We start from the raw sequence: 13,846 nt of genomic DNA on the forward strand, positions 1-13,846 counted from the left end.
TGGGATGGGTAGGGGAGCGTCGTCTGCCGGGTGAAGCAGCCGCGGAAGCGAGTTGTGGACGGTTGACGAGTGAGAATGCAGGCATGAGTAGCGATTCACACGTGAGAAACGTGTGCGCCGATTGACTAAGGGTTCCTGGGTCAAGCTGATCTGCCCAGGGTAAGTCGGGACCTAAGGCGAGGCCGACAGGCGTAGTCGATGGATAACCGGTTGATATTCCGGTACCCGCTGTGAAGCGTCAAACATCGAATCCAGTGATGCTAAGCCCGTGAAGCCGCCGGCTGAGTCTTCGGACGAGGTCGGAGTGGTGGAGCCGGTGACCCGAGCTGGTAGTAGGTGAGTGATGGGGTGACGCAGGAAGGTAGTCCATCCCGGGCGGTGGTTGTCCCGGGGTAAGGGTGTAGGCCGGACGGTAGGCAAATCCGCCGTTCATTAAGGCTGAGACCTGATGCCGAGCCGATTGTGGTGAAGTGGATGATCCTATGCTGTCGAGAAAAGCCTCTAGCGAGTTTCATGGCGGCCCGTACCCTAAACCGACTCAGGTGGTCAGGTAGAGAATACCGAGGCGTTCGGGTGAACTATGGTTAAGGAACTCGGCAAAATGCCCCCGTAACTTCGGGAGAAGGGGGGCCACAACCGGTGATCGGATTTACTCCGTGAGCTGGGGGTGGCCGCAGAGACCAGCGAGAAGCGACTGTTTACTAAAAACACAGGTCCGTGCGAAGCCGTAAGGCGATGTATACGGACTGACGCCTGCCCGGTGCTGGAACGTTAAGGGGACCGGTTAGCTCACTTTCGGGTGGGCGAAGCTGAGAACTTAAGCGCCAGTAAACGGCGGTGGTAACTATAACCATCCTAAGGTAGCGAAATTCCTTGTCGGGTAAGTTCCGACCTGCACGAATGGCGTAACGACTTCTCGACTGTCTCAACCATAGGCCCGGTGAAATTGCACTACGAGTAAAGATGCTCGTTTCGCGCAGCAGGACGGAAAGACCCCGGGACCTTTACTACAGTTTGATATTGGTGTTCGGTTCGGCTTGTGTAGGATAGCTGGGAGACTGTGAACTCTGGACGCCAGTTCAGGGGGAGTCGTCGTTGAAATACCAGTCTGGTCGTGCTGGATGTCTAACCTGGGTCCGTGATCCGGATCAGGGACAGTGTCTGATGGGTAGTTTAACTGGGGCGGTTGCCTCCTAAAGAGTAACGGAGGCGCCCAAAGGTTCCCTCAGCCTGGTTGGCAATCAGGTGTTGAGTGTAAGTGCACAAGGGAGCTTGACTGTGAGACCGACGGGTCGAGCAGGGACGAAAGTCGGGACTAGTGATCCGGCGGTGGCTTGTGGAAGCGCCGTCGCTCAACGGATAAAAGGTACCCCGGGGATAACAGGCTGATCTTCCCCAAGAGTCCATATCGACGGGATGGTTTGGCACCTCGATGTCGGCTCGTCGCATCCTGGGGCTGGAGTCGGTCCCAAGGGTTGGGCTGTTCGCCCATTAAAGCGGTACGCGAGCTGGGTTTAGAACGTCGTGAGACAGTTCGGTCCCTATCCGCTGTGCGCGTAGGAGTCTTGAGAAGGGCTGTCCCTAGTACGAGAGGACCGGGACGGACGAACCTCTGGTGTGCCAGTTGTTCTGCCAAGGGCATGGCTGGTTGGCTACGTTCGGGAGGGATAACCGCTGAAAGCATCTAAGCGGGAAGCCTGCTTCGAGATGAGGACTCCCACCTCCTAGAGAGGGTAAGGCTCCCAGTAGACGACTGGGTTGATAGGCCGGATATGGAAGCACGGTAACGTGTGGAGTTGACCGGTACTAATAGGCCGAGGGCTTGTCCTCAGTTGCTCGCGTCCACTGTGTTAGTTCTGAGACAACGACCGTTGTCGGCTTTGAGCAGAACGCATAACAGAAGAGTGTGCTTGTTCGCTCGAAACCATTAGGGTTTCGGTGGTCATAGCGTAGGGGAAACGCCCGGTTACATTCCGAACCCGGAAGCTAAGCCTTACAGCGCCGATGGTACTGCAGGGGGGACCCTGTGGGAGAGTAGGACGCCGCCGAACAATCTTTGGAAGGACCCCTGGTCACCAGCGTTCAGCTGGGGCCAGGGGTCCTTTTTGTATTTATGCTTGCAGTACCCGAGACAGGAGTCACCGATGTCCACCAACTCTCCCGACGACCGACCGGAGCGCGACCAGCGCCGACGGGACAGTGGTGACCGCTCGGACCGCGGGGACCGTGGCGGTCAGCGCGGCGGCCCCCGTCGCGGCAACGACCGCGACCGCGGCTTCCGCAGGGACGGCGACCGTCCGCCCTTCGGTCGCGACGACCGTGACCGTGACCGCAGCGGCGACCGTGACCGCAGCGGCGGCCGGCCCGAGCGGGGCGGCTTCCGTGGACGCGACGACAACCGCGACAACCGCGGCGGCGATCGCGGCGGGTACCGCGGCCGTGACGACCGCAGGGACGACCGGCGCGACGACCGCCGTGACGATCGGGACCGTGGTGGCTACCGCGGCCGTTCCGACGACCGCGGCGAGCGTGGCGGTTTCCGTCGCGACGACAACCGCGGTGACCGCGGTGGCTTCCGCCGTGACGACAACCGTGGCGAGCGTGGTGGTTTCCGTCGTGATGACAACCGCGGTGACCGTGGTGGTTTCCGTCGTGATGACAACCGCGGTGACCGTGGCGGCTTCCGTCGTGACGACGACCGTGGGTACGGCCGGCGCGACGACCGCAGGGACGACCGGCGTGATGACCGCCGTGATGACCGCCGTGACGATCGGGACCGTGGCGGCTACCGCGGCCGATCCGACGACCGTGGTGACCGCGGTGGCTTCCGCCGCGACGACCGTGACCGCGGTGGATTCCGGCGCGGTGGCGACAGCCGTACGGACACCCGTGGTGGCGACCGCGACTCCCGCGGTGGCACCTTCCGGCGTGACGACCGTGACCGCGGCGACCGTGGCGGCTTCCGTGGCCGTGACGACCGCGACCGTGGGCGCGGCCCGCGTCGGGACGACCGGGGCGGCCGGCCTGGTGGATACCGTGGGCGTGACGACCGCCAGGGCGGCGGCCGGTTCCGTGACGAGCGGGACCGTGACCGCGAGCCCATCAAGCGGCTGCCGATCCCCGAGGACGTCACCGGCGAGGAGATCGACAAGGACGTCCGGCAGGAGCTGCAGAGCCTGCCCAAGACGCTCGCCGAGGACGTCGCCAAGAACCTGGTGATGGTCGCCCGGCTCATCGACGAGGACCCCGAGCGCGCCTACGCGTACTCCCGTATCGCACTGCGGCTCGCCTCGCGTGTGGCCGCCGTGCGGGAGGCCGCAGGGTTCGCCGCGTACGCGACGCAGAAGTACGGTGAGGCCCTCGCCGAGTTCCGTGCCGCGCGGCGGATGACCGGGACTGTGGAGCTGTGGCCGCTGATGGCGGACTGCGAGCGCGGTCTCGGCCGGCCGGAGAAGGCACTGGACATGGCCGGCGCCCCCGAGGTGCAGAAGCTGGACAAGGCCGGACAGGTCGAGATGCGGCTCGTCGCGGCCGGCGCCCGGCGTGACATGGGCCAGCTGGACGCGGCCATCGTCACCCTCCAGAGCTCCGAGCTGGCGTCGAACTCCGTGCAGCCGTGGACCGCGCGCCTGCGGTACGCGTACGCCGACGCGCTGCTCGCCGCCGGCCGTGAGGGCGAGGCGCGTGAGTGGTTCGCCAAGGCCGTCGAGGCCGACCGGGACGGCAGCACCGACGCCTCCGACCGGCTGGCCGAGCTGGACGGCGTCGAGTTCACGGACGCCTTCGTCGAGGACGAGGAGCAGGACCAGGTCCAGGACCCGGCTCAGGACGGCGTCGACCGTGACGAGCAGGGTGCGCAGGACGAGGACAAGGACTGAGGTCCTCACGTCACCGCGCACCCAAGGAAGAACCTAGGGAAAGGGGCGGGCCCCGGCATTCAGCCGGAGCCCGCCCCTTTCCGTATGTCCGGACGCCTCAGAGGTCCAGCGCGCGCAGCACCAGGCCCGATGCCGGTTTCGGGCCGAACGACGTCGACTTGCGGGGCATCGTCACCCCCTGTTGGGCGAGCTCCCGCACCACGTCCTCGTGCACGGGGTGCATCAGTACCGCCGTACCGCCGTCGCGGCGGGCCTTGTCCACCGTGGCCGCCGTGTCGTGGATGTACGCGATGTGGGCGGGGTCGTCGGGGACGCGCCAGACGTGGTCGAGGAGCGTGGCGTGCAGGACCGTCGCGTCCAGGGTGCGCCAGGCCTCCGGGCGGTCCGCGGGCACCGTGCGGTCCAGCAGCGCCGGGTCCGGCCGGTCGACGAGGTGGAAGACGCCGTCGTCGCCGGTGAGGAGGAACGCGTTGCTCTCCTGCGCCGCCTCGGCCAGCGCGTCCATCGCCTGCGGCAGTGGCAGGTCGAGGCGGCGCACGCGGAAGATGCCGCCCAGCGCCTTCAGGGCCTCGGCGACCGGCAGGCCGTGCAGCAGGCGGTGGATGGCGCGGACCCGCAGCGGATAGCGGGCCGTGTCGACCAGGAGCACCAGGCCGTGGTCCCACGGGCTGGGGGAGGGGTGTTCCGCGCGCAGCCTGCGGTAGGTCGCCCAGCGGTGGTGGCCGTCGGCGATCAGTGCCTGGTGGGCGGACAGTTCCTGGCGGATCACCGCCAGGTCGGCCGGGTCGGTGACCGGCCACAGGCGGTGGTGGACGCCGTCCTCCGTCGTGGTCGCCAGGAGCGGCCGCCGCCCGGCCGTGCGCTCGATCAGGCCGGCCGTGCTCGCCGCGGTGTCGTCGCCCCGGTAGGTGAGGAGCAGCGGTTCCAGGTTGGCGCTGGTGGCGCGCATCAGGTCGGCGCGGTCCGCGACGATGTGCGGCATGACGTCCTCGTGCGGCAGCACCAGCCGCTCGTCCGGTTCGGAGACGCGCAGGGCGCCGATCACGCCGCGCTGCACCAGGCCGTCGCCGTCGCGCTGCTCGTAGACGTACAGGCCGGGCTCCGGGTCGGGGGTGAGGACGCCTTCGGCGCGCCAGCGGCGGAGCGTCTCGGCGGCCTGGGCGTTGCGCTCCTCGGGTGTGGCGGCCTCGGGCAGGATCAGCCGGACGATGTTGTGCGGATCGGCGGACTGGAGGTGGTGCAGGCCGTCGGGGCGGACCACGACGTCGTAGGGCGGGGATGTCACGGCGGCCAGGCTGCCGACCCGGTCGGGGTCGTAACGAAGGCCTCGGAACGGGGTGAGTTCCAGGCCTCGGGGCGCCGTTGCCTTCGAGTGACCTGCAGTGTTCATCCCGGCATCGTACGGGTGCCGGTGCGATGGGGGATGATCGGGGGAAAGCCGTCGAACGAGGAGCGATGCGGAATGAGCCGGAGCGTCAGGACGAGGCCCGAGGGCAGTGGCCAGGCCCTGAGCGAGGCGTACGACACGGCGCTGCTCGACCTCGACGGAGTGGTGTACGCGGGCGGCAACGCCATCGAGCACGCGGTGCCGTCCCTCGCCGCGGCGCGTGACGGCGGCATGCGTCTCGCCTACGTCACCAACAACGCGCTGCGCACGCCCGACGCCGTCGCGGCGCACCTGACCGAGCTGGGTATCCCGGCCGAGGCCGGAGACGTCATCACCTCCGCGCAGGCGGTGGCGCGGCTCATCGCCGATCAGGTGCCGCAGGGCTCCCGGGTGCTGGTGGTCGGCGGTGAGGGCCTGCGGGTGGCGCTGCGTGAGCGTGGTCTCGAGCCGGTGGAGTCGGCGGACGACGAGCCGGTGGCGGTCGTGCAGGGGTACGGCGGTCCGGAGCTGGCGTGGGGGCGTTTCGCCGAGGCGAGCTACGCCGTCGCGCGCGGGCTGCCGTGGTTCGCGTCCAACACCGACCTGACGATCCCCAGCGGCCGGGGCATCGCCCCCGGCAACGGCGCGGCGGTGGAGGTCGTACGGATCGCCACGGGCGCGGAGCCGCAGGTGGCGGGCAAGCCGCTGCCGCCGATGCACCGGGAGACGATCCTGCGTACCGGTGCCGAGCGGCCGCTGGTGGTGGGGGACCGTCTGGACACGGACATCGAGGGCGCGTTCAACGGCGGGGTGGACTCGCTGCTGGTGCTCACCGGGGTGACGGACGGCGCGCAGCTCCTGGCGGCGCCGCCGCAGCACCGGCCGACGTACGTGGACGCCGACCTGCGGGGGTTGCTGACCGGGCAGCCCGAGGTCGTCGGGGACGGCGGCGCCTTCCGGTGCGGCGGATGGACGGCGGCGGCCGGCGCCGGGCGGCTTGAGCTGGACGGGGACGGCGCCGTGGTGGACGGACTGCGGGCGCTGTGCGCGGCGGCCTGGACGGCGGCGGGCGAGGAGGCGTGCGGCCTGGACGCGGGGAAGGCGCTGGCGCGGCTGGGGCTCTGACGGTCCGCCGGTCACCGGATCGTGATCCAATTGGAGGATAGGCTAACCTAACCGGGTGTTGGTCGAGAGTCCCCCCGAACAGCGCGCGGAGACCGCCTCCGCGCCCACCGGCCGCCGGGCGATACGCGCGGCCGGTCTGCTCGTGTCCCTCGCGGTCCTGGTGCTCGTCGCGCTGGCGAGCATCGCGGTCGGCGCGAAGGAGCTGTCCCTGGGGCAGGTGTGGCACGGGCTGTTCCACGCGTCGGGCACCTACGCCGACACCGTGGTGTCCGACCGGCTCTCCCGCACCCTGCTGGGCCTGCTCGCCGGGGCCGCCCTCGGCCTCGCCGGGGCCGTGCTGCAGGCGCTGACCCGTAACCCGCTGGCCGACCCGGGACTCCTCGGCCTGAACGCGGGCGCCTCCGCCGCGGTCGTCACCGCCATCACCTTCTTCGGCGTCACCTCGCTGTCCGGGTATGTGTGGTTCGCGTTCTGCGGGGCGGCCGCCGTCGGCGCGATCGTGTGGTTCCTCGGCGGACGCCGGGGCGCCACCCCCGTGCGGCTGGTGCTCGCCGGCACCGCCATCAGCGCCGCGCTCTACGGCTATCTCCAGGCCGTGATGATCCTCGACGACGCGGCCCTCGGCCGGATGCGCTTCTGGACGGTCGGCTCGCTCGGCTCCGGCAGCGACGAGGCCGTCATGCAGGTCGTGCCGTTCCTGGTCGTCGGCAGTGGGCTGGCGCTGCTGCTCGCCCGGCCGCTGAACGCCATGGCCATGGGCGACGACACCGCCAAGGCGCTCGGCGCCGACCTCAACCGCACCCGCGCGCTGTCCATGCTCGTCGCGACGATGCTGAGCGGCGCCGCCACCGCCGCGTGCGGTCCGATCGTCTTCGTCGGCCTGATGGTGCCGCACGTGGTGCGTTCCTTCACCGGGCCCGACCAGCGCTGGATCCTGCCGTACGCGGCGGTCCTGTCGCCGGTGCTGCTGCTCGGCGCGGACGTGCTCGGCCGGATCGTGGCCCGGCCCGCCGAACTCCAGGTGGGCATCGTCACCGCGATCATCGGCGGCCCGGTGTTCATTCTTCTCGTACGACGACGGAGGACGGCCCAGCTGTGAAGACCAACCGTGCGGTGCGCGTCCCCGGCGGCCTCTCGGTCCGGCTGGACGCGCGTGCCCTCACCGTCGTCGTCCTGCTGATGCTGCTGGCGCTCGGCGCGAGCGTGCTGCTCATCGGCACCGGCGACTTCCCGATGACCGCCTCCGACGTGCTGACCACGCTCGTCGGCCAGGGCAACGAGGGGCAGGAGTTCATCGTCACCGAGCTGCGGCTGCCGCGGGTGCTGGTGGGGCTGCTGGTCGGCGCCTCCCTCGGCATCGGCGGCGCCCTGTTCCAGACCATCTCCCGCAACCCGCTGGGCAGCCCCGACATCCTCGGCCTCGGCCAGGGCGCCACGGCCGGCGCGCTCACCGTCATCGTGCTGTTCTCCGGCACCGCCAACCAGGTGGCCCTCGGCGCGCTCGCCGGCGGCCTGATCACCGGCACCGCCATCTACGTCCTCGCCTGGAAGCGGGGCGTGCACGGTTACCGGCTGGTGCTGGTCGGCATCGGCGTCTCCGCCGTCGTCACCGCCGTCAACGGCTATCTGCTCACCAAGTCCGACATCGTCGACGCCGCCCGCGCGGTCGTCTGGATGACCGGGTCCCTCGACGGACGCGACTGGGACCAGGTGTGGCCGCTGCTCGCGCTGTGCGCCGTCCTCGTCCCGGTCGTCCTCGCCAACTCCCGCGCCCTGCGCATGACGGAAATGGGCGACGACGTCTCGAACGCCCTCGGTGTGCGCGTCGAGCGGCTGCGGCTGGTGCTGATGCTGTCCGCCGTGCTGCTCACCGCGTCCGCCACCGCCGCCGCGGGACCCGTCAGCTTCGTCGCGCTCACCGCGCCGCAGCTCGCCCGGCGCCTCACCCGGTCGCCCGGACCGAACCTGATCGCCTCGATGTGGATGGGGGCCGCCCTGCTGGTCCTCGCCGACTTCGTCTCGCAGCGGGCGTTCGGCGCCGAACAGCTGCCCGTCGGCGTGGTCACCGGCGTCCTCGGCGGCGTCTACCTGCTGTGGCTGCTGGTCACCGAGCGCAAGGCCGGCCGGATATGAGCGGGGCCGAGAAGAAGCACACCCGAAGGAGCACCGTGAACCGTCTCTCCGCCGAGAACGTCACCCTGGCCTACGACCAGCGGGTCATCGCCGAGCAGCTGTCGGTGGAGATCCCGGACCACTCCTTCACCGTCGTCGTCGGCCCGAACGCCTGCGGGAAGTCCACCCTGCTGCGCGCCCTGTCGCGCATGCTGAAGCCCGCCGAGGGCCGGGTGCTGCTCGACGGGCAGGCCATCCACTCCCTGCCCGCCAAGAAGGTCGCCCGCACCCTCGGCCTGCTGCCCCAGTCGTCCATCGCGCCCGACGGCATCACCGTCGGCGACCTCGTCGCGCGCGGCCGCTACCCGCACCAGAGCCTGCTGCGCCAGTGGTCCTCCGAGGACGAGCGGGTCGTCGGGGAGTCGATGGCCCGCACCGGCGTCGCCGACCTCGCCGAGCGGTACGTCGACGAGCTGAGCGGAGGGCAGCGGCAGCGCGTCTGGATCGCCATGGCCCTGGCCCAGGAGACCCCGCTGCTGCTGCTCGACGAGCCGACCACCTACCTGGACATCCAGCACCAGATCGACGTCCTGGACCTCTGCGCCGACCTGCACGAGGAGCAGGGCCGCACCCTCGTCGCCGTGCTGCACGACCTCAACCACGCCGCCCGCTACGCCACCCACCTGATCGCCCTGCGCGAGGGCCGGGTCATCGCCCAGGGCGCGCCGAAGGACATCGTCACCGCCGAGCTGGTGGAGGAGGTGTTCGGGCTGCGCTGCCAGGTCATCGACGACCCCGAGACGGGCACCCCGCTGGTCGTGCCGGCGGCACGGGCGTCCCGCGCCAGGCGTGAGACCGCGAAGGTCTGAGGGGCTAGAGGAGCTTCCGCAGCTGGAACAGGTCCCGCAGACCCGCCTCCAGCCGCACCCGCCCCGAGGCCCACGCCCGAGCGAAGTGCAGCTCCCCGTCGACCAGGGCCAGCAGGTCGTCGCCCGTCATGGCGAGCCGTATCTGCGCCCTTTCGCGCGGCGGGCCGGGGTGCGTCTCGCGCACCTCGATCCGGCCTCCGGTGAGGCGGCCCGCGAAGGTCACGTCCAGGTCCGTGACGTGGCAGCTGACCGACCGCTCCATCGACGCCGCCGCGCGGACGTCGCCCTCGGCCCTGCCCATGCTGTCCGAAAGCTTGCCGAGTGCCGCACGGCACTCCTCGATCGTGGCCATCGCGCTCGACGGTACCCCAGCCGTTCGCGGTAGCGTCGGGGCATGAACGACGCAGTGCCGCAGGCGGCGGACACGGAGCCGGACACCGCGGCCCCGCAGGACGGGCCGCCGGAGCAGGGCGCGCCGCGGCCGCCGTACGACGACGGGCCCGCCGGACCCGCACCGCTGGGCGTGCCGCGCACCCCGACCGGGAACGCCGAGGTCGACGCCCAGGTGGAGCGGCTGGCCGACGCCGACCACCTCACCACCGACGGCCACCTCGAGGTGTACGAGGATGTACACCGGGGGCTGCGCGACGCGCTCACCGCGCTCGACGCCCGCCCGGGTCCCTCGCCCGCCGCCCCGCACCGGGGTCCGTCGGGGCACTCGTCCCAGCCGTCACATGGACACAGGAGCTGAACCGAACGTGGCAGGAGTCGCACGCCGCCGTCTCGACGCGGAGCTGGTCCGCCGCAAGCTGGCGCGCTCGCGCGAGCACGCCAGCCAGCTGATCGCCGCCGGGCGGGTCAGCGTGGGCAGGACGGTGGCGACCAAGCCCGCCACCCAGGTGGAGACCGCGGCCGCGATCGTGGTCGCGGAGGACGTCGGCGACCCCGACTACGTCTCGCGCGGGGGTCACAAACTGGCCGGGGCGCTGGACGCCTTCGTGCCGCGGGGGCTCGTCGTGAAGGGCCGCCGGGCGCTCGACGCGGGGGCCTCCACCGGCGGGTTCACCGACGTGCTGCTGCGGGCGGGCGCCGCGCACGTGGTCGCGGTGGACGTCGGATACGGCCAACTCGCGTGGGCGCTGCGACAGGATGAACGCGTGACCGTCAAGGACCGTACGAACGTACGGGAGTTGACGCTCGAGGTCATCGATGGGGAGCCAGTGGATCTTGTCGTGGGGGATCTGTCGTTCATCCCGCTCGGACTGGTGCTGCCCGCTCTGAAGCGGTGCGTGACACCGGACGCCGATCTGGTGATGATGGTCAAACCGCAGTTCGAGGTGGGCAAGGAGCGGCTGGGCAGCGGCGGTGTCGTGCGCAGCCCGGAGCTGCGCGCCGAGGCCGTCCGGGGGGTGGCCGCCAAGGCCTGGGAGCTGGGGCTCGGGGCGAAGGGCGTGACGGCCAGTCCGCTGCCCGGACCCTCCGGGAACGTCGAATACTTCCTGTGGCTGCGGGCCGGGGCACCGGAACTGGACCCGGCCGATGTTGACCGTGCTGTGGCGGAGGGGCCGCGTTGACACAGAACCGTGCTCGTACTGTTTTCCTGCTGGCCCACACCGGGCGCGCCGCGGCCATCCGCAGCGCCGAGCTCGTGGTCAAGGGTCTGCTGCGCTCCGGGCTCGGGGTGCGGGTGCTGGAGGAGGAGGCCCGCGACCTGCCGCTCCCGGACGACGTGGAGACGGTCAAGGAGGCGACCCCGCAGTGCCTGGACGACTGCGAGCTGCTGATCGTCCTCGGCGGTGACGGCACGCTGCTGCGCGGCGCCGAGTTCGCCCGCGCCTCCGGGGTGCCGATGCTCGGCGTCAACCTCGGCAGCGTCGGCTTCCTCGCCGAGGCCGAGCGGGACGACCTGGAGAAGGTCGTCGACCGGGTGGTGAGCCGCGCGTACGAGGTCGAGGAGCGGATGACCGTCGACGTCGTGGTGCACCGCAACGGCGACATCGTGCACACCGACTGGGCGCTGAACGAGGCGGCCGTGCAGAAGGTGTCCGCGGAGCGGATGCTGGAGGTCGTCCTGGAGATCGACGGGCGGCCGGTCACCGGGTTCGGCTGTGACGGCATCGTGTGCGCGACTCCGACCGGGTCCACCGCGTACGCGTTCTCCGCCGGCGGGCCCGTGGTGTGGCCGGAGGTCGAGGCGCTGCTGATGGTGCCGATCAGCGCGCACGCGCTGTTCGCCAAGCCGTTGGTGACGTCGCCGAACTCGGTGCTGGCGGTGGAGGTGCTGCCGCACGTGCCGCCGGGGGTGCTGTGGTGTGACGGGCGGCGGACCGTCGAGCTGCCCCCGGGGGCGCGGGTGGAGGTGCGGAGGGGGGCGGTGCCGGTCAGGCTGGCTCGCCTGCATCACGCTTCGTTCACGGACCGGCTGGTCGCGAAGTTCGCCTTGCCCGTGTCGGGGTGGCGGGGGGCGCCGCAGTAGCCGTCACCGAAGGGGTGGTTTCCCGACGTGGGCGGCTGCGGGCGGATCGTGGCTTGTCGCGCAGTTCCCCGCGCCCCTGAAGGGGGTGCACTCACGTGGGTGACACGGGTGGGGCGGTCGCACTTCGCCGTGTCGACCTCGTATGGTCGTGTCCGTGCTAGAGGAGATGCGGATACGGTCGCTCGGTGTCATCGACGACGCTGTGGTGGAGCTGTCGCCCGGCTTCACCGCCGTCACCGGTGAGACGGGTGCGGGCAAGACCATGGTGGTCACCAGCCTGGGCCTGCTGCTGGGCGGACGGGCGGATGCGGCCCTGGTGCGGATCGGCGCGCGCAACGCCGTGGTCGAGGGGCGGATCGCCGTGCCCGAGGGCTCGCCGGCCGTCGTACGCGCGGAGGAGGCCGGGGCCGAGCTCGACGAGGGGGCGCTGCTGGTCAGCCGTACCGTGTCGGCCGAGGGCCGGTCGCGGGCGCACCTGGGCGGGCGCGGCGTGCCCGTGGGGCTGCTCGCGGAGCTCGCCGACGACCTGGTGGCCGTGCACGGGCAGAGCGACCAGCAGGGCCTGCTGAAGCTGTCCCGGCAGCGCCAGGCGCTCGACCGGTACGCCGGGTACGCGGTCGCCGTGCCGCTCGGCAAGTACGCGGAGGCGTACAAGCGGCTGCGGGCGGTCACCGTGGAGCTGGAGGAGATCACCACCCGGGCGCGGGAGCGGGCCCAGGAAGCCGACCTGCTGCGCTTCGGGCTGGAGGAGATCGCCGCCGTCGAGCCGCGCGCCGGGGAGGACACGGAGCTGGCCGAGGAGGCCGAGCGGCTCGGGCACGCCGAGGCGCTCGCGTCGGCCGCCGCCGTCGCGCACGCCGCGCTGGCGGGCAACCCGGAGGACCCGGAGGGCGTGGACGCCGGGACGCTCGTCGCGGGCGCCCAGCGGGCGCTGGAGGCCGTACGGGCGCACGACCCGGCGCTGGCCGCGCTGACCGACCGGATCGGCGAGATCGGCATCCTGCTGCGTGACGTCGCGGGCGAGCTGGCCGGTTACGCCGACGACCTGGACGCGGACCCGCTGCGGCTCGCGGCGGTCGAGGAGCGCAGGGCCGCGCTGACGGCGCTGACCCGCAAGTACGGGGAGGACGTCGCCGAGGTGCTGGCCTGGGCGGAGAGCAGCGCCGCGCGCCTCACCGAACTGGAGGGCGACGACGAGCGGATCGGAGAGCTGACCGCCGAGCGTGACGCGCTCCGCTCCGAACTGGGCGCGCTCGCCAGGGAGCTGTCGGAGGCGCGGACGGAGGCGGCGGAGCGGTTCGCGGCGGCCGTGACGGAGGAGCTGGCGTCGCTCGCCATGCCGCACGCGCGTGTGTCGTTCGACATCCGGCAGACCGAGGACCCCGACGGCGTCGAGGTGAACGGGCGCACGGTGGCGTACGGGCCCTCGGGCGTGGACGAGGTCGAGCTGCTGCTCGCGCCGCACCCCGGGGCGCCGCCCAGGCCGATCGCCAAGGGCGCCTCGGGTGGTGAGCTGTCGCGCGTGATGCTCGCCGTGGAGGTCGTCTTCGCCGGGACCGACCCGGTGCCGACGTACCTCTTCGACGAGGTGGACGCCGGCGTCGGCGGCAAGGCGGCGGTGGAGATCGGCCGGCGTCTCGCGCGGCTGGCGAAGAAGGCGCAGGTCGTCGTCGTCACGCACCTCCCGCAGGTGGCCGCGTTCGCCGACCGGCAGCTCCTGGTGGAGAAGACGAACGACGGCTCGGTCACCCGGTCCGGCGTGAAGGTGCTCGAAGGCGAGGACCGCGTGCGGGAGTTGTCGCGGATGCTGGCCGGCCAGGAGGACTCCGAGACGGCGCGGGCGCACGCGGAGGAGTTGCTGGCGGCGGCGCGGGCGGACGCCTGACCCTGCCGGACGGTGACCTTCCGTCATCCTTACGGGTGATGTGCCGTCCGGTGTGGACCCCGGCGTACGCCCGCGCGTTTCACGCAACCGCCGTGCGTGCTGGCATGCTTGACGGTGTACGCGGAGGACGCCGCG

At 71.1% G+C, this 13,846-nt stretch carries 11 protein-coding genes and 2 rRNA genes (1 of these 13 running past the window's edge); 11 read left to right on the forward strand and 2 right to left on the reverse strand.

The window, feature by feature from the left end:
- The 3 genes from ACQZOG_RS09765 to ACQZOG_RS09775 form a co-directional block, all read left to right on the forward strand.
- Nucleotides 1–1,830: ribosomal RNA gene (locus ACQZOG_RS09765) — 23S ribosomal RNA — on the forward strand; it begins 1,297 nt to the left of the window's first position.
- Nucleotides 1,831–1,934: 104 nt separating this feature from the next.
- Nucleotides 1,935–2,051 (forward strand): 5S ribosomal RNA (rrf, locus tag ACQZOG_RS09770).
- Nucleotides 2,052–3,110: 1,059 nt separating this feature from the next.
- Nucleotides 3,111–3,878, forward strand: coding sequence for a tetratricopeptide repeat protein (locus tag ACQZOG_RS09775; protein ID WP_033276824.1), 768 nt, complete (start codon nt 3,111–3,113; stop codon nt 3,876–3,878).
- Nucleotides 3,879–3,975: 97 nt separating this feature from the next.
- Here ACQZOG_RS09775 and ACQZOG_RS09780 read toward each other — a convergent pair whose 3' ends face one another.
- A complete protein-coding gene (locus tag ACQZOG_RS09780; protein WP_033276811.1) occupies nt 3,976–5,268 on the reverse strand; it encodes a DUF1015 domain-containing protein in 1,293 nt (430 codons plus the stop codon).
- 72 nt (nt 5,269–5,340) lie between these two features.
- On the opposite strand from ACQZOG_RS09780, the gene ACQZOG_RS09785 reads away from it, so the two are divergent.
- From ACQZOG_RS09785 to ACQZOG_RS09800, 4 genes are read left to right on the forward strand one after another with little or no spacing between them, the layout of a single operon-like run.
- A complete protein-coding gene (locus ACQZOG_RS09785; RefSeq protein ID WP_033276810.1) occupies nt 5,341–6,369 on the forward strand; it encodes an HAD hydrolase-like protein in 1,029 nt (342 codons plus the stop codon).
- Nucleotides 6,370–6,424: 55 nt separating this feature from the next.
- Nucleotides 6,425–7,468, forward strand: a complete 1,044-nt coding sequence (locus ACQZOG_RS09790) for a FecCD family ABC transporter permease (protein ID WP_033276809.1) — start codon at nt 6,425–6,427, stop codon at nt 7,466–7,468.
- Nucleotides 7,465–8,502: a FecCD family ABC transporter permease gene (locus tag ACQZOG_RS09795; RefSeq protein WP_033276808.1), complete on the forward strand. Its 1,038-nt coding sequence runs from the start codon at nt 7,465–7,467 to the stop codon at nt 8,500–8,502. Before ACQZOG_RS09790 ends, ACQZOG_RS09795 begins: the two co-directional genes overlap by 4 nt.
- The gene (locus ACQZOG_RS09800; RefSeq protein WP_078492774.1) at nt 8,499–9,350 is read left to right on the forward strand and encodes an ABC transporter ATP-binding protein; all 852 of its coding nucleotides are present in this window, start codon (nt 8,499–8,501) and stop codon (nt 9,348–9,350) included. Before ACQZOG_RS09795 ends, ACQZOG_RS09800 begins: the two co-directional genes overlap by 4 nt.
- A gap of 4 nt (nt 9,351–9,354) precedes the next feature.
- Here ACQZOG_RS09800 and ACQZOG_RS09805 read toward each other — a convergent pair whose 3' ends face one another.
- Complete coding sequence (locus tag ACQZOG_RS09805; protein WP_033276806.1) at nt 9,355–9,702, reverse strand: sterol-binding protein; 348 nt, start codon at nt 9,700–9,702, stop codon at nt 9,355–9,357.
- 42 nt (nt 9,703–9,744) lie between these two features.
- On the opposite strand from ACQZOG_RS09805, the gene ACQZOG_RS09810 reads away from it, so the two are divergent.
- The 4 genes from ACQZOG_RS09810 to recN all read left to right on the forward strand — a co-directional run bounded on the left by ACQZOG_RS09810 (nt 9,745) and on the right by recN (nt 13,711).
- Nucleotides 9,745–10,101 carry a hypothetical protein gene (locus tag ACQZOG_RS09810; protein ID WP_033276805.1) on the forward strand — a complete coding sequence of 119 codons (357 nt, stop codon included), beginning with the start codon at nt 9,745–9,747 and terminating at the stop codon, nt 10,099–10,101.
- A gap of 7 nt (nt 10,102–10,108) precedes the next feature.
- Nucleotides 10,109–10,924, forward strand: a complete 816-nt coding sequence (locus ACQZOG_RS09815) for a TlyA family RNA methyltransferase (protein WP_261674835.1) — start codon at nt 10,109–10,111, stop codon at nt 10,922–10,924.
- On the forward strand, nt 10,921–11,826 hold the full coding sequence (locus ACQZOG_RS09820) for an NAD kinase (protein ID WP_033276803.1): 906 nt from the start codon (nt 10,921–10,923) through the stop codon (nt 11,824–11,826). Before ACQZOG_RS09815 ends, ACQZOG_RS09820 begins: the two co-directional genes overlap by 4 nt.
- Before the next feature lie 142 nt (nt 11,827–11,968).
- Nucleotides 11,969–13,711, forward strand: coding sequence for a DNA repair protein RecN (gene recN, locus ACQZOG_RS09825; protein WP_037638852.1), 1,743 nt, complete (start codon nt 11,969–11,971; stop codon nt 13,709–13,711).
- Nucleotides 13,712–13,846: the final 135 nt, after the last annotated feature.

It is taken from the genome of Streptomyces sp. P13-3-3 (assembly GCF_050571355.1).
Lineage (GTDB): Bacteria > Actinomycetota > Actinomycetes > Streptomycetales > Streptomycetaceae > Streptomyces > Streptomyces althioticus.

Coding starts and splice junctions, on each gene's coding strand:
- ACQZOG_RS09780 (WP_033276811.1), bottom strand. CDS start 5,268: ATGAACACTGCAGGTCACTCGAAGGCAACGGCGCCCCGAGGCCTGGAA.
- ACQZOG_RS09785 (WP_033276810.1), top strand. CDS start 5,341: ATGAGCCGGAGCGTCAGGACGAGGCCCGAGGGCAGTGGCCAGGCCCTG.
- ACQZOG_RS09800 (WP_078492774.1), top strand. CDS start 8,499: ATGAGCGGGGCCGAGAAGAAGCACACCCGAAGGAGCACCGTGAACCGT.
- ACQZOG_RS09805 (WP_033276806.1), bottom strand. CDS start 9,702: ATGGCCACGATCGAGGAGTGCCGTGCGGCACTCGGCAAGCTTTCGGAC.
- ACQZOG_RS09810 (WP_033276805.1), top strand. CDS start 9,745: ATGAACGACGCAGTGCCGCAGGCGGCGGACACGGAGCCGGACACCGCG.
- recN (WP_037638852.1), top strand. CDS start 11,969: ATGGTCGTGTCCGTGCTAGAGGAGATGCGGATACGGTCGCTCGGTGTC.